Here is a 24452-nt window from a genome sequence, read left to right on the forward strand (position 1 = left end):
ATGTCACTGCCGGTGCGCAGACATGCGCCGGCGGCGACCGCTACATGTTGATCATGTGCCCGGCCAGCCCGTGGAACGCCTCCTGCAGCGCCTCCGACAGGGTCGGATGGGTGTGCACGTTGCGGGCGAGCTCGAGGGCGCCGAGGTCCCACTTCTGGGCGAGGGTGAGCTCGGGCAGCAGCTCCGAGACATCCGGCCCGACCATGTGGCCGCCCAGCAGCTCGAGGTGCTTCTTGTCGGCGACGAGCTTCACGAAGCCGACCGGGTCGCCCAGGCCGTTGGCCTTGCCGTTCGCCGAGAACGGGAACTTCGCGACGACCACGTCGTACCCTTCGTCGCGGGCCTGCTGCTCGGTCAGCCCGAACGAAGCGACCTGCGGCGAGCAGAACGTGGCGCGCGGCATCATTCGGTAGTCGCCGAGTTCCATGGTCTCGGCGTTGCCGATGGTCTCGGCTGCGACGACGCCCTGCGCCTCGGCGACGTGCGCGAGCATGAGCTTGGCGGTGACGTCGCCGATCGCGTAGATGTGCGGCACGTTCGTGCGCATCCGCTCGTCGATCGCGATGGCGCCGCGCTCGGTGAGCGTCACGCCGGTCGCCTCGAGGCCGAAGCCCTCGACGTTCGGCGCGAAGCCGACCGCCATGAGCACCTTGTCGGCCTCGAGCGAGCCGGGCTGCCCGTCGGCGCCGGTGTAGCTGACCGTGACCGAAGAGCCGTTGTCGACGACCGTGTCGACGCGGGTCGACGCGAGGATCGGGATGCCGATGTTGCGGTACTGGCGGGTGATCTCCTTCGAGACCTCGACGTCTTCATTCGGCAGCGCGCGGTCGAGGAATTCGATGACGGTCACCTCGACGCCGTAGTTGCGCAGCACGTACGCGAACTCCATGCCGATGGCGCCGGCGCCGACGATCGCGATCGAGCGCGGCAGCTCGCGCGTGAGGATCTGCGTCTCGTAGGTGACGACGTTCTGGGAGAGCTGCACGCCGGGCAGCAGCCGCACGCGCGACCCGGTCGCGATGATCGCGTTCGCGAAGGTCAGCTGCTCGACCGAGCCGTCGGCCTTGCGCACATCGATCGCGTTCGGGCCGGTGAAGACGCCGCGGCCGTCGAACTCGGCGATGCCGTTCTTCTTCATCAGGAAGTGCACGCCCTTGACGTGCTTCTCGGAGACCTGGCGGCTGCGGTCGAACGCGGCGCCGAAGTCGAACTGCACGTCGCCCGAGATGCCGAAGGTCTTGGCCTGGTCGTGGAAGATGTGCGCGAGCTCGGCGTTGCGCAGCAGCGCCTTGGAGGGGATGCAGCCGACGTTGAGACAGACGCCGCCCCAGTAGCGCTCCTCGATGACGGCGACCTTCTGGCCGAGTTGGGCGGCGCGGATGGCGGCCACGTACCCGCCGGGACCCGCGCCGAGGACGATGACGTCGAAGTGGGTGGTCATGGGTTCCAGCCTAGAACCGGTCGGATGCCTCGTGCCCGGGGTTGTCCGCAGGGCCGGCGTCGTTCGCAGGGCCGGCGTCGTTCGCAGGACCGGCGTCGCTCGCCGGCCGCAGCGGCACGCCGCGCACCACGAGCAGCACCGCGAGCACGGCTCCGACGACGATCGCGATGTCGGCGACGTTGCCGATGAACCAGTGCGCGTAGGCGATGAAGTCGACCACGTGGCCCTGGCCGAACGCGGGCTTGCGCAGCAGCCGGTCGAGGAAGTGCGTGATCGCGCCGCCGAGCAGCAGCCCGAGGCAGATCGCCCAGGCGCGCGAGCGGGTGCGCCACACGAACCACGCCGCGACGACGACGCCGACCCCGGCGAGGATCGTGAATACCCACGTGCTGCCCGTGCCGAGCGAGAACGCGGCACCGGGGTTGTACACGAGCTGGAGCCCGAGCAGATCGCCGAGCAGGCGAGTGCGCACGCCCAGTTCGAGCGACTGCTCGGCCCAGAGCTTGGTGAGCTGGTCGGCGGCGATGACCGCGATCGCGATGGCCACGGCGATCCACGGCGCCGCGGCGGTCCATCGGCTCGGATGCCGCGAGGGCTCGGGGTCGGACTCGGGCTTGCGGTCGGGCTCGGACTGCTCAGTCACCGGAACATCCTCGCACGGGTCGGAACTGCCGACCTTCGGCGGGTTCCGGACAGCGTGGTCGGTGGCCGATGCGGTGCGCCGACCGCGGTCGTACGCTCGTCGCGTGAGTTCCCGCACCACCGATTCGACCGCGTCCGCCGACACCGCGCCCGCCCGGGTCCGGCGACCCTCCGCGCTGTCGGCCTGGTTGCAGTTCCTCGGCATGGGGCTCGTGTGGGGTGCGAGCTTCCTGTTCATGAAGGTCGCGCTCGAGGGCGTCTCGTTCGGGCAGGTCGCCTGGTCGCGCACCATGCTGGGTGCGATCGCGCTCGGCCTGGTCGTGCTCGTCACGCGGCCCAGGGTGACGGATGCCTCCGGCACCGCCGGCCCTGTGCTGCCGCGCGAACCCGTGGTGTGGGGGCACTTCCTCGTGGTGTCGCTCACGACGTGCGTCATCCCGTACCTCAGCTTCGCGTGGGCCGAGCAATACGTGTCGTCGAGCCTCGCGTCGATCTACAACGCGACGACGCCGATCATGACCGCCCTGATGGCGACGCTGGTGTTCCGCGTGGAGCGGCTCGGCGGCAGCCGGTGGTTCGGCGTGGGGCTGGGCATCCTGGGGGTGCTCGTCGTGATCGCGCCGTGGCAGCTCTCGGGGCTCACAGGGAGTCTGGCGGGACAGCTCGCGTGCCTGCTCGCGACGCTCTGCTACGGGTTCACGTTCGGGTATCAGCGTCGGTTCCTCAGCCACCGGCCGATCGCGCCGGCGACGTTCGCGTTCCTGTCGATCGGGGTGTCGGCGGTGGTCATGCTCGCGCTCACGCCGTGGCTCGCGATCGGGCCGGTGACGCTCGACTGGCAGGTGGTCGGTTCGCTGCTCGCGCTCGGCGTGCTCGGTACGGGACTCGCCTACATCTGGAACATCAACGTGCTGCGGGCCTGGGGGCCGACCGGAGTGTCGACCGTGACCTATGTGACGCCGGTGGTGGGGGTGGCGCTCGGCATGGTGCTGCTCGGCGAGCAGTTGAGCTGGCACGAACCGGTCGGCGCCGTGCTGGTGCTGCTCGGCATCCTGTTCGCGCAGGGCAGGCTCCGGGTGCCGGGGAGCCGCGTCGAGCCGTGAGCACCTACGCGACGTCGGGGCGGGTCATCAGCGGGGCTCGGAGGTGCCGCAGCAGCTCCGGGCCGGTCAACGGCACCGTGGTCCACACCGCGTGGGCGATCCGTTCGCGGGAGTCGATCGTGAGCCGGACGCGGTGCGGGCTGCTGATGACGTAGACGTCGGCGACGAAGACGTCGGCGTCCCATCCTCCGGCGGCACGGATCGGGCGCCCGAGCGGCGAGCCGCCAGCCCAGTGCCCGTCGCCGATCGGGAGGTCGACGAGCCCCTCGAATCGCGCTCGCCAGCCGTCGTGCGTCGGTTCGAGCAGCACCGCCGTGCCGTCGGGCAGGGCGGAGTCCGCAGCCGAGGAGTCGAGCGTCGCGGCGACGGGGAGTTGCGGCCCGGAGGAACCGCCGGGCACGGGCAGCGGCAGTGCGAGCGTGCGCAGCCGCTCGGCGAGGGCGTCGTCGTCGGCCGGTGCGGCTGCCTGGTCGATGCCGGGGAGCAGGCAGTCCCAGACGGCGTCGAGCGCGTCCTGCGCCTGCTGCACGGTGCGCTCGGCCGACGTCACGACCACGACGAGGTCGTGGGCGGGCACGACGACGCAGTGCTGCCCGTAGGCGCCGCTGCCGTGGAAGCCGTGGCGCGACATCCAGATCTGATAGCCGTAGCCGCTGAGATAGTCGGCACCGACGCCGCCCTCGTCGTAGGGGCGGCTCTCGACGTGCGACCGGGTTGCGAGCTCGACGTAGTCGCGGGGCACGAGTTGCCGCTCGCCCCAGCGGCCGCCGCGCAGCAGCAGCTCGCCGAACGCGGCGACCGCTTCGGTCGTCAAGTGGAGCCCGTGGAATCCGAACGCGAGGCCGCTCGCGACGCGGTCCCATTCGCCCGCCTCGATGCCCATGGGGCCGAACAGCCGCTCGTCGAGGTAGGCGGGAAGCTCGCGACCGGTGACCCGTTCCACCATCCGGGCCAGGATGAAGGTGGTCGCGTTGTCGTAGGTGTGGAGCGTGCCCTCGGGTGCGGCGAACGGCAGTCGCAGGAATCCTCTGACCAGATCGCCCGGCTCGAGCCGCCAGGCCTCCTCGAGGGTGTCCGTCGGATGCCCCGCGGTCATCGAGAGCAGGTGGTGCGTGGTGATGCGCCGCCCCTGAGCGGTCACGTCGTCGGGGACGTGTTCGGGCAGCACGTCGACCAGGCGGTCGTCGAGCGAGAGCAGGCCGTCGGCGATCGCGAGACCGACCGCGATCGAGGTGAACGACTTCGTCAGCGAGTAGAGGAGGTGCGGCTGTTCAGCGGAGTACGGTGCCCACCACCCTTCCGCCACGATGCGCCCGTGACGCACGACTATCAGCGAGTGGCATTCGATCGCCTGCTCGTCGAGCCGGTCCAGCAGCGCCGTGATGGCGAGGGGCGACACCCCTTCTCGCGAAGGAGCCGAGCGGGGCAGGAGCATGCGGGGCGGCACCCGGTAACCGTAGCGGCACCTCGTGGTGTTCGAACGCGTCCGGGCCGGATGCCGCGCAGGGGGTTGACATCGCCGCGGTTCAGTGGTTCATTAGTCGAGTAATGAACCAACAGAGTTAGGCGGGTATGGACGAATCGCGCCCGATCTTCATCCAGATCGCCGAGCAGGTCGAGAACGACATCATCGACGGCACCCTGCTCGAGGGCAGTCAGATCCCGTCGACCAACGAGTTCGCGGCGTTCCTCCGGGTCAACCCGGCCACCGCGCTGAAAGGGGTGAACCGCCTTGTCGACGACGGCATCGTGGAGAAGCGGCGGGGCATCGGCATGTTCGTGACCGCCGGCGCCAGGGAGCGTCTCATCGAGCGCCGGCGGGCCGAGTTCGCCGCGCAGTACCTCAGACCACTCATGGTCGAAGCCGAGAAGCTCGGCATCGGCCCCGAAGAACTCGCGGCGATGGTCCGCGCAGAGAGGATCGCATCATGACCCGCACCGTCGCCAGGGCGACCGGGCTCACCAAGCGTTACGGCTCGTTCACGGCCGTCGACGCCGTCGACTTCATGCTCGAGGAGAACCGCATCTATGGGCTCCTCGGCCGCAACGGGGCCGGCAAGACGACGATCATGCAGTTGCTCACGGGCCAGCTGTTCCCCGACGCCGGCGCCCTCGAGGTCTTCGACCGCGAACCGGCCGAACACGCCGACGTGCTGCGCCGCATGTGCTTCATCGCCGAGTCGCAGCGCTACCCCGACAGCTTCAAGGCCGCGCACGTCTTCAAGGCCGCGCCCTGGTTCTTCGAGCACTGGGACGCCGAGTTCGCCGAGCAGCTCATCGCCGACTTCCGGCTGCCGCTGAACCGCTACATCAAGAAGCTCTCGCGCGGGCAGCTGTCGGCCGTCGGGGTGATCGTCGGCCTCGCGAGCCGAGCGCCCCTCACGTTCTTCGACGAGCCCTACCTGGGCCTCGACGCCGTCGCGCGGCACATCTTCTACGACCGCCTCCTCGAGGACTACGCCGAGCACCCCCGCACGATCGTGCTCTCGACGCACCTGATCGACGAGGTCGCGAATCTGCTCGAGCACGTGATCCTCATCGACCAGGGCCGCATCCTGTTCGACCGCGACGCCGACGAACTGCGGGGGTCCGCGACGACCATCGCCGGGCCCCGCGCTGCGGTCGAGTCGTTCACGGCCGACCGGCCCGTCATCGGCCGCGACAACCTCGGCGGGCTCGCGTCGGTCACGATCGACGGGCGGCTCGACCAGGCCGAGCGGGTCGCGGCCGCCGAACTCGGGCTCGAACTCGCGCCGGTCTCGCTCCAGCAGCTCATCATCCACCTGACCGGCACCGACCTGGGTGCCGACTCGACCGACCAGGAGGTCGCAGCATGAGCGCCGTCATCGATCAGCCGATCGTGCGCACCGAAGCCCGCTCGCGGGCCCACGAGATCTGGCGCATCGTGCGCCTGCACGCCGTCAACCCGTCGGTGTTCTTCGGCATCCCGTGGATCATCCTCGGCTCCGCCTGGGCCATCATGATGGTCATCGGGCTCATCATCACTGGTGCGGGCGGCCCCGCCGAGAACATGGCCGCGGGTATGCGCTACAGCTGGGCCGTGCTCTCACCCCAGTGGTACCTCGTGGTCGTCGGCGTGCAGGCGATCGGTCTGACCTTCTCGTTCGCGCTCGGCTTCGGCACCACGCGACGCGACTTCTGGATCGGCACGAGCGCGATGTTCGGCATCGTCTCGTTCCTGAACGCCATCGCCATCGCCACGCTCGTGCAGATCGAGAAGGCGACCGACGGCTGGGGCATCGGCATCGCCATGTTCGATTCGCTCTGGTACGGCCAGCAGGGGTGGCTCACCGATTTCTACACGACGTTGGCGATGCAGCTGCTGGTGCTGTTCATCGGCGCGAGCGTGACCACGGTGTACATGCGGTGGCGCATGCGGGGCATGCTGGTCGTGACGTTCAGCGCGATCGCGCTGTTCCTGGCCTTCATCGCGGTCATGACGTTCAGCAACAGCTGGATGAGCCTGTTCGAGTGGTTCGCGTCCATCGGCATCGTCGGCGGATTCACCATCGTGCTCGGGCTCGCCCTTGTCTGCGCGATGGGCGGCTACCTCGTGATCCGGCGGGCGACGCCGCGCTGATCGGGCGCGGAAGCTGCGACAGGCCAGGCGGCGGGGCATCCACAGGGGAACGGATGCCCCGCCGTCGCCTATCTTCGAACCATGACCTCCATCGACGACCGCGACGCCGCGATGACCGAACTGCTCGGCATCCGCTCGAGCATCGACAACATCGACGCGGCCCTCATCCACCTGCTCGCCGAGCGCTTCAAGTTCACGCAGCAGGTCGGGCGGCTGAAGGCGCGGCACGGCCTGCCGCCGAGCGATCCCGACCGCGAGAAGCGCCAGATCGCCCGCCTGCGGGCGCTCGCCGAAGACGCGCACCTCGACCCCGCGTTCGCCGAGAAGTGGTTCAACTTCGTCGTCGCCGAGGTGATCCAGCATCACGAGGAACTCGCCGGCGAGGCATCCGCTGCGGCCGATCCCGCAGGGGCCGTGTGATCAGCCGCGAGCTCGCGGTCGCGCTCAAGCGCGCCGGTCTCGTGTGGCACCCCGAGTCGGGCGACCGCTTCCAGGTCGACCTGCCCGGCGGCGTCGAAGTCGACCTCGACGCCGACGTCTTCACCGTGAGCGAGATGACGATCGAGTCGCACCGCACGTCGGCCGGCACCATCCTCGGGTTCAACGGCACGACCGAGTGGGCGCTCGACTCGTTGACGCTCGAGGACGCAGTGTGGCTGCCGCGCGAAGACCAGCTGCGCGAGCTGCTGCGCGGCACGTTCCGCTCGCTGCGTCGCCTCGACGACGCGTTCGAGGTCGAGGTCGAGATCGCGGGCGAGCGGCTGCGGTACGAGCATCCGGATGCCTCGGAGGCGTACGCGATGGCGCTGCTGGAACTCGTGTCGCGGTCGCGATGAGGCGCCGGGTTCGCGGCATATTGTCAGGCAGTCAACAGGGCGATCGCAGGTCGCCGGAATAGCCTGCTGATGTGGGGTTTCCAGACCCTACCAAGGTCGCCCCACGCGTATGGAGGCTGGGATGACCGAGGCAATCGTCCTGACGAGGGACGACGAGAAGCGCAACACGCGGGCGTGGGTGATCGCGATCGCGATCCCGCTGGCGATCGTGCTGGCCGCCCTCATGGTCTACCGGGCGTCGTTCGCGGCGTTCACGGCGACGACCCCATCGGGCCAGAACAACTGGGCGACCGGTACCGTGCTCATCGACAACGACATGAAGGGCGAGGCGGTCTTCAACGAGGTCAACCTCGCTCCGGGTGCGACGGGTACGAAGACGGTCACGGTCACGTATACGGGCACGATCCCGACGGTCGATGTCCGCATGTACGCGCAGAACCCGACGGGAACGCAGGATCTCGCTGCGGACATCAACCTCACGATCACGAATGAGGACGCTCAAACGGTGTTCACAGGGACGCTCGCCACGTTCCAGCAGCGAACCGGGTGGACGGATGCGGCACAGGGCGAGGTCGCACTCACGACCGCACCCGGCAACACCGAGGAGTACACCATCACCTACGTCGTGGCACCGTCCGCGCAGGAGGCGAACGCGGCCTCGGTCGTCTTCGTCTGGGAAGCGCAGAGCCGGTAGGCGATCGCGCTGAACACCGTCACGGCCAGGGCTCCGAGTCCCCGGCAGCGGACTCGGAGCCGCACGCCGATCTCGCTGCTGCCCTGGCCGTCGGTCGTGCGGATCGCGCTCAGTCGCGCGCTCGTCACCCTGGTGGCGACGCTCGCGGTCATCGCGGTCGCGCCGCAGGTCTTCGGCCTCATGGCCACGACCGTGATGAGCGATTCGATGGCGCCGGTCATCCGGGCCGGCGACGTCGCGCTCTCGCTTCCCGTCGAGCCCGATGTCATCGCGGAGGGCCAGGTCGTGCTGTTCCCCGATCCGTCGGGGGCGGACCGACTGATGCTGCACCGCGTCGCCGACATCGACGACGACGGGATGCTCCGCACGAAGGGCGACGCGAACGAGAGCGCCGATTCGACGCTCGTCGATCCGGCCGACGTCGTCGGCGTCGGCGTCATCCTCGTGCCGCTCGTGGGTCTGCCGGTCGTGTGGGCGGCCGCCGGTGCCTGGTGGCTCGTCGCCCTCGCGGTCATCGTCATGGCGGTCGCGTTGCGCGGCATGTTCCGCCCGGTCGCCGAACCCGATCGGCGGAACCGCTCGCCCGTGCGGCTCGCCCTCGAGCTGACTGCGGCCGCGCTCGCGGTCGTGCTGGGCGTGGTCTTGGTCTGCGCAGGAGTGGGCCGTGGTGCGTCCGCCGCCTGGACCGCGCAGACCGCGACCGGTGCCTCGACGTGGGATACGAACCCGCGAGGACCGGCCACCTGCCGGGTGACGGCGGTGAACGTCGCGCCCGGCAGCATCGGCATCAACGTGCAGAACGATTCCGAAGCTCCGATTCCGGGGCCGGTGACGATCTCGTGGCGTTATACGGGCAACCAGGAGTTCGGCACCGGGTGGTCGGGTGGCCTCGACACGTTCGAGCAGTTCGATGAGGGCGACGGTCGGTTGGTCGTCGGCACGATCGCCGGTGGAATCTGGCCCTGGGAGGTGCACTGGATCGGCGGCTCCCTCACGCCCGCCGGGACGGAGCCCGAGGAGCTCGACTGGCTCATGGTGAACGACACCGTCTGCACACGAGTTCCGGCCAACCCGGCACCGGAGCCGGACCCGGTGACGCCCGACGTGCTGGGCCTCGCCGTCCGAACGGATCGGGGGACGCCATGGCAGTGAAGCCTGCCGGCGTCGAACGCCGGCCCCGAGACATCCGCTCGTGGGTGCTCGCGCTGGCGACCCCGCTGGCGATCCTCCTCGCGGCCTTCCTCGTGTACACCGCGTCGTTCGCCGCATTTACCGCGCGCACCGAGACCGGGCCGAACACCTTCGGTACCGGCACGGTCGAACTCTGGAACGACCACCTCACCGAGGCGGTGTTCGACGAGACGAATCTCGCGCCCGGCGACACGTCGTGGGCGATGGCGCGCGTCGAGAACCGCGGCACGCTGCCGATGACGGTGAAGCTGTACTCGCGCGTCGACAGTGTCGGGCAGGATCTCGCCCCGCACGTCCGCCTGTCGATCCGGCTCGGCACCGGCCAGCCGTGGGTCGGCACGATCGCCGAGTTCCAGGCGCTCGACGAGTACGACAAGGGCATCCTGCCGACGACGATGGTCCCGGACGGCGAGGAGTACCTCATCGTCGAGTACCTGGTGCTCGACACGGCTCCGCAGGCCGCCGAGGCATCCTTCGTCTTCGTCTGGGAGGGCAGAACCGAGTGAGGCATCCGCACCTTCCGTGAGGATGCTTCATCCGCGTAGCGTGGGGCGTGGCCGGCAGGGGCCGGCCGATTCCGAAGGGGGAAGCAATGGCCGACACCATGCGCGCCGCAGTCGTCACCGAACTCGGGCAGCCGCTCGTCGTGAAAGACGTCCCGATCCCGCAGCCGGGCCCGGGTGAAGCGCTCGTGCGGCTCATCACGTCGGGCGTATGCCACACCGATCTGCACGCCGCGAACGGCGACTGGCCGGTGAAGCCGAAGGTCCCGCTCATCCCAGGGCACGAGGGTTACGGCGAGGTCGTCGCGGTCGGCCCGGGCACGACCGAGCTGAAGGTCGGCGACAAGGTCGGCAACGCCTGGCTGTGGACGGCCTGCGGCGTCTGCGAGTACTGTCGCACCGGCTGGGAGACGCTGTGCCCGAACCAGAAGAACGGCGGGTACTTCGTCGACGGCAGCTTCGGCGAGTACATGCTCGTCGACGAGAAGTTCGCCGCACGTATCCCCGACGGCGTCGACGAGGTCGAGATCGCGCCGATCCTGTGCGCGGGCGTCACCGTCTACAAGGGCCTCAAGGAGGCCGAGGTGAAGCCCGGTCAGTGGGTGGTCATCTCGGGCATCGGCGGCCTCGGGCACATCGCCGTGCAGTACGCGATCGCGATGGGCATGCGCGTCGCCGCCGTCGACATCGACGACGAGAAGCTCGCGCTCGCGACCAAGCACGGCGCCGAGGTGGTCGTCAACGCGGCGACGGAAGACCCGATCGCCGCGATCCAGGAGCAGATCGGCGGCGCACACGGCGTGCTCGTCACTGCGGTGCACACCGAGGCGTTCGGCCAGGGCGTCGGCATGGCGCGTCGCGGCGGCACGGTGGTGTTCGTCGGGCTGCCGCCGGGGGAGTTCCCGGCGTCGATCTTCGACGTCGTGCTGCGGCGCATCACGATCCGCGGCTCGATCGTCGGCACCCGGCAGGATCTCGCCGAGGCGATCGACTTCTACGCGCGCGGTCTCATCCACCCGACGGTCTCGTCGGTCGAGACGCTCGACGACATCAATGACATCTTCGAGCGCCTCGAGGAGGGCAAGGTCGAGGGCCGCATCGTCATGAAGTACTGAGGGCCCGGCGGGCCGCTTTCGCGAACAAGGTCGATTCGCCTATGCGAGGTCGCGCAGTGTCGACCGCCCACACGCGAATCGACCTTGGACGGGGAGGGATCGGGGGATGGATGTCGCGGAGCGGGTGCAGGCCCTCGTCGCGCAGGCCGCGGAGCGGCTGCACGCCGCCGGCGCGCGCGACGAGGCGCTGGCCGAGTTCGTCGCCTCGCGCCGGGTGCTCGGCATTCCACGAGCCGAGCGGATGTCTCGTGCCGGCCGCGTGTGGCGGCTCGGCGTGCTGCTCGTGACCCCCGAGGGCGACCTGCGCGGCACCGGTCGGGTCGTGCGCGCCGAGCCCGAGGCGCGGCGGAGCATCACGGCGAACGCGGTCGCCGAGCAGCGGGCGTACCGGGCGGCCGCGGTGCGCGGCGGGTTCCGTGCCGGCGAGACCGTGAACTTCGATACGGTGGCGATCGACCTCGACGAGCTCACGCGCTCCCGAGCATCCGGGCCGCTCGTGCTCGATGGCAGCGGCGATGACAGCGGCGAGGGCGAAGACGTGTTCGTGCGTTGGAGCCCGACCGACCCGACCGCGCTCGCGCCGTTCGCGCGATACCTCCACGAGCGCGTCGAACTGCTCGCCCACCCGCCGACCGGGGCATGATGGGGTCGTGGGGAAGGGGCGGTTCGGCGCGATCGCGCGCGAGCACGTCGTCGACGCGAACGACGGCATCATCGCGACGGCGGGCGTGCTCGAAGGCTTCGCCGGCGCGGGCGCGGGTGAAGCCACGTTGCTCGTCGGCGCGGTCGCCGCGACCGTGGCAGGCGCGCTCTCGATCGCGGGAGCCAAGTACGTGGAGATCGCCGGCGAGCGCGAACTCGAACTCGCGCTCATCGCCGAAGAGCGCGCCGAACTCGCCGCGCGACCCGATGACGAGCTCGCCGAGCTCGCCGCCCACTATGAGCGCAGGGGCCTCGACGCGTCCCTCGCGCGGCAGGTCGCCGAGCAGCTGAGCGCGGCGGACGCCCTGTCGGCGCAGCTCGAGACCGAGCACGGCATTCGAACGGCGATGCCTCGCAGCGGGCCGCCGCTCGCCGCGATCGGCGCGGGGGCGGGGTTCGTGCTGGGCGCGGCGGTGCCGTTCACCATGCTGCTGCTGTTCCCGGCGGCCATCGAGACGTGGGCGATCGTCGTCGCGGTCGTGCTTTCGCTCGCGGTGAGCGCGATCGTCAGCGCGCGCTCGGGGGGCACGAGTGTGGTGCGGGCGATGACGCGCACGCTCGGCATCGGCCTCGGCACGATGGCGGTCAGCTTCGTGGCGGGCGCGGTGCTCTTCTGAGCTGGCGCCGCCGGTCCGCCGGATGCGCCTGGATCAGCGGGTCGGCCACCCGAAGTCGGTGATGATCGGCAGGCTGCCCGCGGCGAACAGCTCGAGCACGTGCCGTTCGTGGTGCACGGTGCGCTCGGGCAGCGCGTCGAGCGGGAACCACTGCAGAAGGTCGGCGGTGCCGTCGTTCGGGCGCGGCTCGCCTGCCCACTCGACCGCCTGGAAGTAGAAATCGACCCGCTGCTCGGTCGGCCGGTCGCTCGGGCGGTCGTCGGGACCGGGGCCGACCCGGTGCACGGTCGTGAGCGGCCGAAGGCGGCCGACCTCGACGCCGAGCTCCTCAGCGGTCTCGCGCACGGCGGCGTCGTACGCGGTCTCGCCGAGTTCGACATGGCCCGCGGCCGACGCAGCCCACCATCCGTCGTAGTAGTCGGTCGCGACGCGGCGCTGCAGCAGCACGAGCTCGGCACCGGGCTCGCTGCCGTCGCCGTCCGCCGGCCTGGTCAGGAACACGTGCGCCGCCGGGATGAGCGCGAACCCGCCGTGCCGTGCCGCGTACGCGTCGGAGTACGACTCGCGCTCGTCGCGGGAATCCGTCGGCATGCTCACCCGATCACGATCCCACGTCCTGCCCGGTGCGTGCGCGTGGCTCGCGCGTGCCCGCGCCGCAGCCGCGTGTGCCCCGGCGCGCTGCCCACCGCCGAGTGTTTCCGCTCGCGCCTCAAGTTTCCGTTCGCCGGGCAACACTCGGCGCAAATGGGAACACTCGGCGGGGAGGCGGGGTGGATGGTGCAGGGGTGGGTGGCGCAGGGGTGGGTGGTGCAGGGGTGGGTGGTGCAGAGGTAGGTGGCGCAGGGGTGGGTGGTGCAGAGGTAGGTGGTTCAGCGGTGCAGAGGGCGCAGCGGGTGTCAGTACCCGACGACCGGCCCGAACGCGTCGGCGAGCGGGGCGCGGTTGACACCGCGCAGCTCGTCGACCGACACGGTGAACGCGTCCTGCACCTCGAGCGCCTGCGACGAGGCATCCGTCACGCCGATGCGACGCACCGGGATACCCCGGCCCTCGCACAGCCCGCGGAACTTCACGTCGTCCTCCCGGGGGACCGACACGATGACCCGCCCCGCCGATTCGCTGAACAGCGCGGTCGCGAGGTCGATGCCGGCGTCTTCCATGACCTCGCCGAGGAACACGCGGGCGCCGACGCCGAAGCGCGACACCGCCTCGGCCAGCGCGATCGCGAGCCCGCCGTCGCTGAGGTCGTGCGCCGCGTCGACGAGGCCCTCGATCGCGGCCGCGTTGAGCAGACCCGCGAGCGCCTGCTCGTGCGCGAGGTCGACGGCCGGCGGGCGACCGCCGAGGTGACCGTGCACGACGCCGGCCCACGCCGAGCCGTCGAGCTCGGCGCGGGTGTCGCCGAGCAGGTAGATGTTGTGCCCGTCGTCCTGCCAGCCGCTCGGCAGGCGCCGCGCGACGTCGTCGATGACGCCGAGCACGGCGATGACGGGCGTCGGGTGGATCGGCACGTCACCGGTCTGGTTGTAGAACGACACGTTGCCGCCGGTGACGGGGATGCCCAGCTCGAGGCACGCGTCGCTGAGGCCCTCGACGGTCTCGGAGAACTGCCACATGACCTCGGGGTTCTCGGGCGAGCCGAAGTTGAGGCAGTCGCTGACGCCCATGGGCACGGCACCGGTGACGGCGACGTTGCGGTATGCCTCGGCGAGCGCGAGCTTCGCGCCCTCGCGCGGGTCGAGGTACGAGTAGCGGCCGTTCGCATCAGTGGCGACCGAGACGCCGAGGCCCGACTCCTCGTCGACGCGGATCATGCCCGCGTCGTCGGGGTAGCTGAGCGCGGTGTTGCCGAGCACGTACTTGTCGTACTGGCTCGTGACCCACGCGGCATCCGCCTGGTTCGCCGAGCCGACCAGCTGCAGGAACTGGGCGCGGATCTCGTCGGGCGTGGCCGGCCGGTCGAGGCGAGCCGCCGTGTCGGCCTGCAGCGCGTCGATCCAGGTCGGGTACGCGACGGGTCGCTCGTAGACCGGGCCGTCGACGGCGACCGTGCGCGGGTCGACGTTCACGATCTCCTGGCCGCGCCAGGTGATGCTCAGGCGCCCCGTGTCGGTGACCTCGCCCAGCACGCTCGTCTCGACGTCCCACTTCTCGACGACCTTCAGGAAGCCCTCGAGCTTCTCGGGGCGCACGATCGCCATCATGCGCTCCTGCGACTCGCTCATCAGGATCTCTTCGGGCGTGAGGGTGGAGTCGCGCAGCAGCACGTCGTCGAGCACGATGGCCATGCCGCCGTCGCCGTTCGAGGCGAGCTCGCTGGTCGCGCACGAGATGCCGGCCGCGCCGAGGTCTTGGATGCCCTCGACGAGGTCGCCCGCGAACAGCTCGAGGCAGCACTCGATGAGCACCTTCTCGGCGAACGGGTCGCCGACCTGCACCGCGGGGCGCTTGGTCGGCCCGCCCTCGGCGAACGTGTCGGACGCGAGGATGGATGCTCCGCCGATGCCGTCGCCGCCGGTGCGGGCGCCGAACAGCACGACCTTGTTGCCGGCGCCGCGGGCGTTCGCGAGGTGCAGATCTTCGTGGCGGAGCACGCCGACCGCGAGCGCGTTGACGAGCGGGTTTGCCTGGTACACCGGGTCGAACCAGGTCTCGCCGCCGATGTTCGGCAGGCCGAGGCAGTTGCCGTAGAAGCTGATGCCCGCGACGACGCCGTGCACGACGCGCGCCGTGTCGGGGTGGTCGATCGCGCCGAACCGGAGGGCGTCCATGACCGCGACGGGGCGGGCGCCCATCGAGATGATGTCGCGCACGATGCCGCCGACGCCCGTCGCGGCGCCCTGGAACGGCTCGATGTAGCTCGGGTGGTTGTGCGACTCGATCTTGAACGTGACGGCCCAGCCCTCGCCGATGTCGAGCACGCCGGCGTTCTCGCCCATGCCCACCATGAGGTGCTGCTTCATCTCGGGCGTGACCTTCTTGCCGAACTGGCGCAGGTACACCTTCGAGGACTTGTACGAGCAGTGCTCGCTCCACATGACCGAGTACATCGCGAGCTCGGCGCTGGTCGGGCGGCGGCCGAGGATGTTGCGGATGCGCTCGTACTCGTCGGGCTTCAGGCCGAGTGCCGCGTACGGCTGCTCTTTCTCGGGCGTCGCGGCGGCGACCTCGACGGTGTCGAGCACCGCGGTCGTCGGCGCAGCGGTCGTGGCGGAGGTTTCGGTGGTCACGAGTGGCGAGCTCCAGAGAACGGCGGCGAGCGGATGCCGCGGGCGGATGCCTGACCGTGACAGTCTACGTGCCCGCTCTTACATGAAGAGGAACGGCATCCGACCTGCCCGCGGATCCATCACGAGCACGGGGTAGGGCGACGCGATGCGGAACACTGTCGGCGGCTGCGTCGACGACAGGTGCCGCCCGGGTGGTGCAGCCGGGTTGACTGCGCCGCGGATGCCGTTGATGACGAACGCGAGGGTTTGCGATGACGCGCTCTGGTACCCGAACACGATCGCCTCGTGCGCGGCGGTCAGGCGAACGCATTCCACCCAGTTCGCGATGTGGACGCCGCCGGCGCCGCCGACGCCGGCCGGCGCGCCCGCGGTCCGGGCCCCGGGCGGCAGCGCGGCCACTCCGGCGGGCGCGGCGGCACCCGAGGTGTTCGCTCGGCCGCTGAACCAGAAGGTGCCCGGCCGGAAGTCGGCGTCGATCGACTGGCCGATCGACCGGTTGAGGGCGCGGTCGCCGAGTCGCACGTTGTCGGGCGAGCTGTTGAGCGCCGAGAGCAGACCACTCACGTGACGTTGGAGATTCGGCCCGATCGGTCGCCGGCGGGTCGGGAGCCCCGCGAGAACTCGGCCCCTGAGTACGGCCATGTTCGCGTACTCGGGTTGCGGCCGGGTGGGGAAGAGCGCGTCCGTGAGCCGGGTCACGGCGTTGACTGCCGGCGCACCCGATCGGAGCGAGCGGTTGAGGATCGCCATGAGGTCGGACTGGATCACCTCGAAGCTGATGACGTGGTTCACCTCCTGGTTCGGGCCGCGAACGAGGCGGGCGGCCCTGCCCGTCCATTGCGGGCGTCCGAGCATCGCGTGGAATCGAAATCTTCGCACTGGCGCAGGGTTCGCTGCGATCAGCGGTCGACCGCGTCGGGGGACTCCCGCGGGGCGGTGTCGGACGACCACCGGCAGGAGCACGAGGCGTCGTTGCACCTCGAGCGAGCCGGTCGCGTGCAGCGCGTCGGCGACCGCGTGATTGCCGGCGGCGCCCTGCAGGCGCATCAGCTCATGAGGCGAGGACGCGCTCGTGGCGGCACGAAGCACGACCGGATCTTCGATCCGATCGTGCTTCACTCCGGGATGTCGGTGCATCGCGCCTCGGCGTGAGGGTATCGAGGGCGCCAGGCACGGCGCGAGCCCGAGCGGGCAGCCGCCCGGGCAGTCGCCTCGACTACTCCGCCCGCGAGAACGCGGCCGCCCGGGCGACCTGGTCGCGGGTGATCGCCACGCCCGTGTAGCGCTCGAACTGACGTGCGGCCTGCATCGCGTGCACCTCGGCGCCCGAGATCACGACCTTGCCGGCGTCGCGCCCCGCGACGATGAGCGGAGTCTCGGCGGGGAACGCCACCACGTCGAAGACGACCCGCGCCGCCGCGACGTGCTCGGGCGAGAACGACAGCTTCGAGGCATCCGCACCCTGCATGCCGATCGGGGTGACGTTGACGATCACGTCGGCCGTTCCCGGCGCGGGGTCCTCGCCGACCCAGCCGCAGCCGTACTGATCGGCCAGCGCGCGGCCGGCCGTCTCGTTGCGGGCGAGCACGGTGAGCTCGCCGAACCCGGCGTCGCGGAACGCCGCCACGGTCGCCTTGGCCATGCCGCCCGATCCGCGCACGAGGACGCGCAGGGCCGGGTCGAGCTCGTGGTCGGCGATCAGCTGCGCGATCGCCTCGTAGTCGGTGTTGGATGCCACGAGCCGGCCGCCTTCGTTGACGATCGTGTTGATCGACTCGATCGCCGCGGCCGACGGCTCGATCTCGTCGACGAGCGGGATCACCGCCTCCTTGAACGGCATCGACACGCTGCATCCGCGGATGCCGAGTGCGCGCACCCCGCGGATCGCACCCTCGATGTCGTCGGTCGTGAACGCCTTGTAGACGAAGTTCAGGCCGAGCTCGTCGTAGAGGAAGTTGTGGAACCGGGTGCCGAGGTTCGACGGGCGGCCCGCGAGCGAGATGCAGAGCGTGGTGTCCTTGTTCAGCGACGGGCGAGGATGGGCTGGCATGACATCCATCATCGCGCCCAGGTGCGGTCGGTACCCTGTCGTGGTGAACCAGACCGCCGCGCGCGAGCTCGTCGAGCGCCACATCGCCACGATCCCCGACTTCCCCGAACCCGGCATCGTGTTCCGCGACCTGACGCCGGTCTTCGCCGACGGCCCCGCGTTCCACACCCTCTCGGAGTCGCTGACCGCACCGTTCGCGGGCGAGTTCGACGTGCTCGCCGGCGTCGAGGCGCGCGGGTTCCTGCTCGCCGCGGCCGCGTCGGCGCTGTGCGGTGCCGGTGTGCTGCCGGTGCGCAAGGCGGGCAAGCTGCCGCGTGAGGTACTGCGCGAGGAGTACGCGCTCGAGTACGGCACGGCCGCTCTCGAGGTGCACGTGGACGCGCTGCCCGCGGGGTCGCGGGTGCTCATCGTCGACGACGTGCTCGCGACCGGGGGCACGGTCGGTGCGGCGGCTCGGCTCGTGCAGCGGGCCGGATGGCACGTGGCGGGCATCTCGGTCGCGGTCGAACTCGACGACCTCGGGGGCCGTGCGGCGCTCGTCGAGGAGTTCGGCGACGAGTTCAGGGTGTTCAGCCTGCTCCAGTACTGAACGGGCGGGGGCTCGGCCGGACCGGTACGTGCGGTCGTTCCACGGACGCGTCCTTCGGAACCGTGAATTCCTCGGTGTTTTGAACTCTTCAAAATATCGCGCTAGGTTGGCACGCATGACGACGAGCGCGATGGAAGAGGCGAGCACGCGAGGTCGCACCGCCGCTCAGCTTCGCTCGGTCGGCCTCAAAGTGACCGCACCGCGCATCGCCGTGTTCGAGGCGCTGATCGGCACCGGTCATCTCGATGCGCACACCGTGCACGAGCGCATCGTCGGCGAACTGCCCGGCACCTCGCTGCAATCGGTGTACAACGTGCTCGATGCCCTGCACGGCGCGGGTCTGCTGCGTCGCATCGAGCCCGCCGGCTCGCCCGCACTCTACGAGCGTCGCACCGGTGACAACCACCACCACGTCGTATGCACTCGCTGCCGCGCGGTCGGCGATGTCGACTGCGTGGTCGGCGAGCCACCATGCCTGGCGCCGACCGACGCCGGCGGCTTCGCGATCCACACGGCCGAGGTCACCTTCTGGGGCCTCTGCGCCGACTGCAGGCGGCAGCCCGAGGCATCCGCGCAGCCCGAGGCATCCGCCTGATCTGATCGGCGGCCCGCGTCGCCGGTGCCGCCCCCTGAACCACCGCCCGGTCGAGGCGGTGCTCGGCGTGCCCGCACGCCATCCATCCAGAGAAAGAGGACGAATGTCGGAATCGACACCGCAGTTCACGACCACCCAGACCGGCACCCCGGTCGCCAGCGACGCGCACTCGCTCACGGTCGGGGCCGACGGCGCGACCGTGCTGCACGACCGCTACCTGGTCGAGAAGCTCGCGCAGTTCAACCGCGAGCGGATCCCCGAGCGGATCGTGCACGCCAAGGGCGGCGGCGCGTTCGGCGAGCTCGTGATCACCGGGGATGTCTCGGCCTACACGCGCGCCGCGGTGTTCCAGCCCGGTGCGACGAGCGAGACGCTGCTGCGCTTCTCGTCGGTCGCCGGCGAGCTCGGCTCGCCCGACACGTGGCGCGACGTGCGCGGCTTCGCGCTGAAGTTCTACACGACCGAGGGCAACCTCGACATCGTCGGCAACAACACCCCGGTGTTCTTCATCCGCGATGCGATCAAGTTCCCCGACTTCATCCACTCGCAGAAGCGCCTGCCCGGCTCGGGTCTGCGCGACGCCGACATGCAGTGGGACTTCTGGACCCTCTCGCCCGAGTCGGCGCACCAGGTGACCTATCTGATGGGCGACCGCGGCCTGCCGCGTTCGTGGCGCCACGTCAACGGCTACGGCTCGCACACCTACCAGTGGATCAACGCCGCGGGTGAGCGGTTCTGGGTGAAGTACCACTTCATCGCGCGCCAGGGCGTCGAGACGATCGAAGCGCCCGAGGCCGAGGCGATCGCCGGTGCCGACGCCGACTTCTACCGCCGCGACCTGTACGAGGCGATCGAGCGCGGCGAGTACCCGACCTGGGACGTCAAGGTGCAGGTCATGCCGTACGACGACGCGAAGACGTACCGCTTCAACCCGTTCGACCTCACGAAGGTGTGGCCGCACGCCGACTATCCGCTCATCGAGGTCGGCCACTTCACGCTGAACCGCAACCCGCAGAACCACTTCGCCGAGATCGAGCAGGCCGCGTTCTCGCCGGCGAACCAGGTGCCGGGCACCGACATCAGCCCCGACAAGATGCTGATGGCGCGGGTGTTCAGCTACCCCGACGCGCAGCGTTACCGGGTCGGCACGAACTACAACCAGCTGCCGGTGAACGCGCCGCATGCCGCGCCGGTGCACAACTACTCGCAGGACGGCGCGCAGCGCCACCACTTCAACGCGCCGACGACCCCGGTGTACGCGCCGAACAGCTTCGGCGGACCGCACGCCGACCCGGCACGCGCCGCCGAGGGCTCGTGGGAGCACGACGGCGAACTGGTGCGCGCGGCTGCGACCCTGCACGCCGAGGACGGCGACTTCGGCCAGGCCGGAACGCTCTACCGCGAGGTGTTCGACGCTTCGGCGAAGGAGCGCTTCCTCGTGACGCTCACCGGTCAGGCGCAGGCGATCTCGATCGACGAGATCCGCGAGCGGTTCTTCGGCTACTGGACGAACGTGGATGCGTCGCTGGGCGCTGCGCTGCGCGCCGCGTACACGGCGGTCGCGGCGGGAGACACGGCCGCGGATGTCCCGCAGCAGCCCGAGGCGGGCGAACCCGAGCCCGACGAGGCGCACGCGGCGTAGCCGCGCATCGCGCTCGGCTCCGATTCGGAGCAGGGCAGCGGATGCCCCGCGCGTGTGGCAGCACGGCGGGGCATCCGTGCTCGACGTGCCGCGCCGGCATCCCGTCCTCTCGGCTCCGAGCCATCCTGAACGCGCGCTGTCAACCTGCTGGGCGCCCTTTGCGGCGGTTCAGCGGGTTCGCAAGGCTGGGCGGATGTCCCCGACCTGGCAGTCCTGGCTCTCGTTCGCCGTCGCCGTCCTCGTGGTGGTCGCGGCCGTGTTCGTCGTCTCCGCACTGGTGTCGCTCATCGTGCGCGCGATCGCGCGCCGGCGCGAGTGGGCGGCGATCCTCATCGACCGCACGCGGTGGCCGTTCCGCGTGTTCCTGCTGGTCCTCGGCCTGTGGATCTCGGTCGGCGTGGCGTTCCCCGAGGACGAGTGGCGGCCGGCCGTCGACCACCTCTTCCTCATCGGGCTCATCGCAGCGGGAGCCTGGCTCGTCGCGCAGGGGTTCCTCTTCCTGACGGACCTCGGCATGCGGCGCTACCGCATCGACGTCGCCGACAACCGGCTCGCGCGGCGCTCGCGAACGCAATTGCAGATCATGCGTCGGCTTGTCGTCGTCGCGATCGTGGTGATCGCGATCGGGGTCATCCTCTTCACCTTCGACTCGGTGCGCGCGCTCGGCGCGTCGGTGCTCGCCTCGGCGGGGATCGTGTCGATCATCGCCGGCCTCGCCGCGCAATCGGTGCTCGGCAACCTGTTCGCGGGCGTGCAGCTCGCGTTCAGCGACGCCATCCGCGTCGACGACGTGGTCGTCGTCGAGGGCGAGTGGGGCCGCATCGAGGAGATCACGCTCAACTACGTGGTCGTCGGGCTGTGGGACGAGCGTCGGCTCGTGCTGCCGTGCACGTACTTCACGACGAAGCCGTTCCAGAATTGGACGCGCACGACCAGCCAGCTCCTCGGCTCCGTCGAGTTCGACCTCGACTGGCGGGTGTCGCCCGGCGCGATGCGCGAGCACCTCGACGCGATCCTCGCGCGCACCGACCTCTGGGACGGCCGGGCGAAGGTGCTGCAGGTCACCGATGCGGTCGGCGGGTTCGTGCGCGTGCGCGTCCTCGTGACCGCCGTCGATGCGCCGACGCTGTTCGATCTGCGGTGCTACGTCCGCGAGGAGCTGGTGCACTGGGTGCAGCGGTCGCAGCCCGACGCGGAACCAGCGCAGCGAGTGCTGGTGCGCGGTGGTGCGGGTGCTGGGGGCGCGGCTCCTGGGGGCGCGGCGCCTGGTGGCGCGGCTCCCGGGGGTGCGGCGGACTCGGGCGAGGCGGGCGCGGGCGAGGTGGCTCGCGCGGCCGGTGCGGGGCCCGGCCGAGCGGATGCCTCGGGCCGGCGCCGCCCGCAGGACGGCACGTCGGAGGTCGACGCGGGCGGCGAGGAGCGCCACGGCGACGGCGACCGCTCCGGTCTGTTCACCGGCACGCCCGAGGCCGAGGAGCGGGCGCAGCAGTTCACGCAGGCGGTGCCGATCGTGCGCCCGCCCGATGCTGGCGGGCCCGCCGGTGACGAGCCCGCTGATAACGGGCCGGCCGGCGACGGACCCGTCGGCGAGCACGGCGACGATGGGCGGTGACCCCCGTTCTGGGACATGAGCATTCCTCGCTCGCGCACCGCTCCCATCGATAGACTCCGGCCGTGCACGCGTGGACTCGCGTCGCGTACGCGCTCGGGGTGGCGTGCGCATCGGTCGTCCTGGTGGGATGCGGAGCGTCTGCCGACCGGGCGGCGGTGTCCAGCGCGCCGGGCTCGACGGCGGCCGAGCCGGAGACGGCCTGGCTCACGTTCACGACCGCCGACGGGCTCGCCTCATGGCAGCTGCCCGCCGACTGGACCGTGCTTCCGCCGGGCCCCGATCCCGACGGACAGGGCACGATGGCGTACGAGATCCTGAACGCCGTCGGGGAGTCCCGGCTCTCGTACGCGCACAACATGTGGGGAATCGGCGGGCCGGGCTGCGACCCCTCGTCGATGCCGACCTATCCGTACGCGCGGCTCGACGAAACGGCGATGGCGATACCGCCCGACTCCCAGGGGGTTGCCCCGATCGTCGCGTTCGAGACCCTCGACGAGGGCGACCACGTCGTCGCCGGGCTCGGCAGCACGGTCGCGCCGATCGCCGGCCCGGAGGCCTGCGACAACTCGATCAATCACCTCGTCTTCGAGCCCGGTGAGGTCGGCGGGGTCAGCTTCTCGGCGCACTTCGAGCACGCGTCGGTGCCCTCGTCGCTGGAGTTCGCGAATCTCGACGAGGCGCGCGCCTACCTGGACTCCGACGAGTACCGCACGATCGTGCGCATCATCTCGTCGCTGTCGTTCGACCCGATCGACCCGTCGGCGCCAGTCGCGACGGCGACGCCCGTCGTCCCGACCGTGGAGACCTCGCCGCTCGCCGGCGACTACGTGATCGCCGCGCAGCCCGACGACTGCGGCACCTTCCCCCTGACCGGGCAGATTCTCACCGTGTCGGGCGCCGACGCGAGCATGACCACGCCGGGTCAGGTGCTGCACGGCACGCTCACCCGGATCAGCACGGTGTGGGAGGTGCGCGTCGCCGCCGCTGACGAGCAGACGATGGCGGTGCTCGACGGGGTCGTCGTCGACGGGGTGTTCCGGGGGAGCGGATCAACGAGCGGGCTCTTCCCGAGCGGGGAAGTCGGGTGGTTCTGCGCGGTCGACATGTTCACGGCGACGTCGATGGGTGCGGGCGGCGACGGCTCCTCGACGGAGGTCACCTGCTCGGCGGCCTCGATCGAGGCCGCCCGAACCGCACTGGGCGCCGATGCGGAGATCGACCCCGCGGCGCAGCTCTGCAGCGGGGACTGGATGGTGCTCGGCGTCATCCGCTCAGGCAACGAGCACACGTCCGTGCTTCAGTCCGTCGGCGGCGCCTGGCAGCGGGTGGAAACCGGCCGGGTGTGCGCGATCGAGGAATTCGAGTTCGATCCCGAGGTCGGCCCGCTCCCCGGCGATACGTATCACGGGCCGTTGCCGCAACCGCTCGTGACCAAGGCCTGCTTCTCGAACTGAGGGCGCCGAACCCGACGCTCGCGGGATCGGCGCTACGCCTCGACGAGCGAGCGTTTGACGACGCTGGTGAAGAAGGCGAGCCCGTCGACGCCCGACCGCATGGCTGCCGCCGTGTCGGGGCCGAAGCCCGGCTCGACCGCGTGCTCGGGGTGCGGCATCAGCCCGACGACGTTGCCGCGGGCGTTCGTGATGCCGGCGATGTCGCGCAGCGACCCGTTGGGGTTCACGTCGATGTAGCGGAACACGACACGACCCTCGCCCTCGAGGCGGTCGAGGGTGTCTTCAGATGCGATGAAGCCGCCCTCGCCGTTCTTCAGGGGGATGGTGATCTGCTGCCCGGTTTCGAACCCGCTCGTCCAGTCGGTGTCGGCATTCTCGACGCGCAGCACCTGGTCGCGACAGACGAACGAGCCGTGGTCGTTGCGGATCAAGCCACCCTCGAGGAGGTGCGCCTCGACGAGCATCTGGAACCCGTTGCAGATGCCGAGGACCGGCATACCCGAGTTCGCCGCGTCGACGACCTCGGTCATGATGGGGCTGAGGGCGGCGATCGCGCCGCACCGCAGGTAGTCGCCGTAGCTGAACCCACCCGGGAGGATGAGCGCGTCGACGCCCTGCAGGTCGTGCGAGCCGTGCCACAGGGCGACGGGCTCGGCACCGGCGAGGCGCACGGCGCGCTGCGCGTCACGGTCGTCGAGCGAACCGGGGAAGGTGATGACACCGATGCGCATGGCGGGCCTCAGTGCGTCTCGCCGGCGGGGGCGCCGTAGCCCTCGGCGAGTACCGCGCCGTCGTGGTCGCCGGACGAGGTCTCGACGGCCTGCTCGGCCAGTTC

General features: G+C 70.5%; 25 protein-coding genes. 17 read left to right on the forward strand and 8 right to left on the reverse strand.

Features of this window, described 5'->3' with window-relative positions; genetic code table 11:
* Window positions 1–40: 40 nt before the first annotated feature.
* Complete coding sequence (gene lpdA / locus FLP10_RS10320) at window positions 41–1441, reverse strand: dihydrolipoyl dehydrogenase (RefSeq protein WP_149160778.1); 1401 nt, start codon at window positions 1439–1441, stop codon at window positions 41–43.
* 10 nt (window positions 1442–1451) lie between these two features.
* Window positions 1452–2084 (reverse strand): signal peptidase II, encoded by a 633-nt coding sequence (gene lspA, locus FLP10_RS10325; RefSeq protein ID WP_168209057.1) that lies wholly within the window; start codon window positions 2082–2084, stop codon window positions 1452–1454.
* 175 nt (window positions 2085–2259) lie between these two features.
* Between lspA and FLP10_RS10330 the strand changes: the two genes are divergently transcribed.
* Window positions 2260–3186 carry a DMT family transporter gene (locus FLP10_RS10330; protein WP_246150369.1) on the forward strand — a complete coding sequence of 309 codons (927 nt, stop codon included), beginning with the start codon at window positions 2260–2262 and terminating at the stop codon, window positions 3184–3186.
* Window positions 3187–3190: 4 nt separating this feature from the next.
* On the opposite strand, the gene FLP10_RS10335 is transcribed toward FLP10_RS10330, so the two are convergent.
* Window positions 3191–4585, reverse strand: a complete 1395-nt coding sequence (locus FLP10_RS10335) for a serine hydrolase domain-containing protein (RefSeq protein ID WP_149160781.1) — start codon at window positions 4583–4585, stop codon at window positions 3191–3193.
* 173 nt (window positions 4586–4758) lie between these two features.
* Between FLP10_RS10335 and FLP10_RS10340 the strand changes: the two genes are divergently transcribed.
* The 11 genes from FLP10_RS10340 to FLP10_RS10385 all read left to right on the forward strand — a co-directional run bounded on the left by FLP10_RS10340 (window position 4759) and on the right by FLP10_RS10385 (window position 12445).
* Window positions 4759–5118: a GntR family transcriptional regulator gene (locus tag FLP10_RS10340; protein ID WP_149160782.1), complete on the forward strand. Its 360-nt coding sequence runs from the start codon at window positions 4759–4761 to the stop codon at window positions 5116–5118.
* Window positions 5115–6023 (forward strand): ABC transporter ATP-binding protein, encoded by a 909-nt coding sequence (locus tag FLP10_RS10345; RefSeq protein ID WP_149160783.1) that lies wholly within the window; start codon window positions 5115–5117, stop codon window positions 6021–6023. The genes FLP10_RS10340 and FLP10_RS10345 overlap by 4 nt, the downstream gene beginning before the upstream one ends.
* Complete coding sequence (locus tag FLP10_RS10350; protein WP_149160784.1) at window positions 6020–6787, forward strand: hypothetical protein; 768 nt, start codon at window positions 6020–6022, stop codon at window positions 6785–6787. Before FLP10_RS10345 ends, FLP10_RS10350 begins: the two co-directional genes overlap by 4 nt.
* 81 nt (window positions 6788–6868) lie before the next feature.
* Window positions 6869–7207, forward strand: coding sequence for a chorismate mutase (locus tag FLP10_RS10355; RefSeq protein ID WP_149160785.1), 339 nt, complete (start codon window positions 6869–6871; stop codon window positions 7205–7207).
* Window positions 7204–7623 carry a pilus assembly protein CpaE gene (locus FLP10_RS10360; RefSeq protein ID WP_149160786.1) on the forward strand — a complete coding sequence of 140 codons (420 nt, stop codon included), beginning with the start codon at window positions 7204–7206 and terminating at the stop codon, window positions 7621–7623. Before FLP10_RS10355 ends, FLP10_RS10360 begins: the two co-directional genes overlap by 4 nt.
* A gap of 121 nt (window positions 7624–7744) precedes the next feature.
* Window positions 7745–8317, forward strand: a complete 573-nt coding sequence (locus tag FLP10_RS10365; RefSeq protein ID WP_149160787.1) for a hypothetical protein — start codon at window positions 7745–7747, stop codon at window positions 8315–8317.
* 96 nt (window positions 8318–8413) lie between these two features.
* On the forward strand, window positions 8414–9469 hold the full coding sequence (locus tag FLP10_RS10370; protein ID WP_168209166.1) for a signal peptidase I: 1056 nt from the start codon (window positions 8414–8416) through the stop codon (window positions 9467–9469).
* Window positions 9460–10014, forward strand: a complete 555-nt coding sequence (locus FLP10_RS10375; RefSeq protein ID WP_149160789.1) for a TasA family protein — start codon at window positions 9460–9462, stop codon at window positions 10012–10014. Before FLP10_RS10370 ends, FLP10_RS10375 begins: the two co-directional genes overlap by 10 nt.
* An 86-nt stretch (window positions 10015–10100) precedes the next feature.
* Window positions 10101–11126, forward strand: a complete 1026-nt coding sequence (gene adhP / locus FLP10_RS10380; RefSeq protein ID WP_210418378.1) for an alcohol dehydrogenase AdhP — start codon at window positions 10101–10103, stop codon at window positions 11124–11126.
* A gap of 106 nt (window positions 11127–11232) precedes the next feature.
* Complete coding sequence (locus tag FLP10_RS17435) at window positions 11233–11769, forward strand: hypothetical protein (protein ID WP_168209167.1); 537 nt, start codon at window positions 11233–11235, stop codon at window positions 11767–11769.
* Between the two features lie 7 nt (window positions 11770–11776).
* Complete coding sequence (locus tag FLP10_RS10385; protein WP_168209168.1) at window positions 11777–12445, forward strand: VIT1/CCC1 transporter family protein; 669 nt, start codon at window positions 11777–11779, stop codon at window positions 12443–12445.
* A 33-nt stretch (window positions 12446–12478) separates the two neighbouring features.
* On the opposite strand, the gene FLP10_RS10390 is transcribed toward FLP10_RS10385, so the two are convergent.
* From FLP10_RS10390 to FLP10_RS10415, 4 genes are all read right to left on the reverse strand, one after another.
* Window positions 12479–13036: an NUDIX domain-containing protein gene (locus tag FLP10_RS10390; RefSeq protein WP_149162212.1), complete on the reverse strand. Its 558-nt coding sequence runs from the start codon at window positions 13034–13036 to the stop codon at window positions 12479–12481.
* Window positions 13037–13341: 305 nt separating this feature from the next.
* Window positions 13342–15675, reverse strand: coding sequence for a phosphoribosylformylglycinamidine synthase subunit PurL (gene purL / locus FLP10_RS10400; RefSeq protein ID WP_149160792.1), 2334 nt, complete (start codon window positions 15673–15675; stop codon window positions 13342–13344).
* Between the two features lie 78 nt (window positions 15676–15753).
* Entirely contained in the window at window positions 15754–16812 is a 1059-nt protein-coding gene (locus FLP10_RS17440) for a hypothetical protein (RefSeq protein ID WP_168209169.1), read from the reverse strand.
* Window positions 16813–16891: 79 nt separating this feature from the next.
* Window positions 16892–17725, reverse strand: coding sequence for a shikimate 5-dehydrogenase (locus FLP10_RS10415; protein ID WP_149160795.1), 834 nt, complete (start codon window positions 17723–17725; stop codon window positions 16892–16894).
* Between the two features lie 43 nt (window positions 17726–17768).
* Here FLP10_RS10415 and FLP10_RS10420 point away from each other — a divergent pair, with 43 nt between their 5' ends.
* The 5 genes from FLP10_RS10420 (at window position 17769) to FLP10_RS10440 (ending at window position 23617) form a co-directional block, all read left to right on the forward strand.
* Window positions 17769–18314 carry an adenine phosphoribosyltransferase gene (locus FLP10_RS10420; RefSeq protein ID WP_246149991.1) on the forward strand — a complete coding sequence of 182 codons (546 nt, stop codon included), beginning with the start codon at window positions 17769–17771 and terminating at the stop codon, window positions 18312–18314.
* 115 nt (window positions 18315–18429) lie between these two features.
* Window positions 18430–18909, forward strand: coding sequence for a Fur family transcriptional regulator (locus FLP10_RS10425; RefSeq protein ID WP_246149992.1), 480 nt, complete (start codon window positions 18430–18432; stop codon window positions 18907–18909).
* A 103-nt stretch (window positions 18910–19012) separates the two neighbouring features.
* Window positions 19013–20551, forward strand: a complete 1539-nt coding sequence (locus FLP10_RS10430) for a catalase (RefSeq protein ID WP_149160797.1) — start codon at window positions 19013–19015, stop codon at window positions 20549–20551.
* A 193-nt stretch (window positions 20552–20744) separates the two neighbouring features.
* On the forward strand, window positions 20745–22163 hold the full coding sequence (locus FLP10_RS10435) for a mechanosensitive ion channel family protein (protein WP_149160798.1): 1419 nt from the start codon (window positions 20745–20747) through the stop codon (window positions 22161–22163).
* A gap of 62 nt (window positions 22164–22225) precedes the next feature.
* Window positions 22226–23617: a hypothetical protein gene (locus tag FLP10_RS10440; protein ID WP_149160799.1), complete on the forward strand. Its 1392-nt coding sequence runs from the start codon at window positions 22226–22228 to the stop codon at window positions 23615–23617.
* A 32-nt stretch (window positions 23618–23649) separates the two neighbouring features.
* Here FLP10_RS10440 and purQ read toward each other — a convergent pair whose 3' ends face one another.
* On the reverse strand, window positions 23650–24348 hold the full coding sequence (purQ, locus tag FLP10_RS10445; protein ID WP_149160800.1) for a phosphoribosylformylglycinamidine synthase subunit PurQ: 699 nt from the start codon (window positions 24346–24348) through the stop codon (window positions 23650–23652).
* Window positions 24349–24452: the final 104 nt, after the last annotated feature.

The organism is Agromyces intestinalis (genome assembly GCF_008365295.1).
GTDB lineage: Bacteria > Actinomycetota > Actinomycetes > Actinomycetales > Microbacteriaceae > Agromyces > Agromyces intestinalis.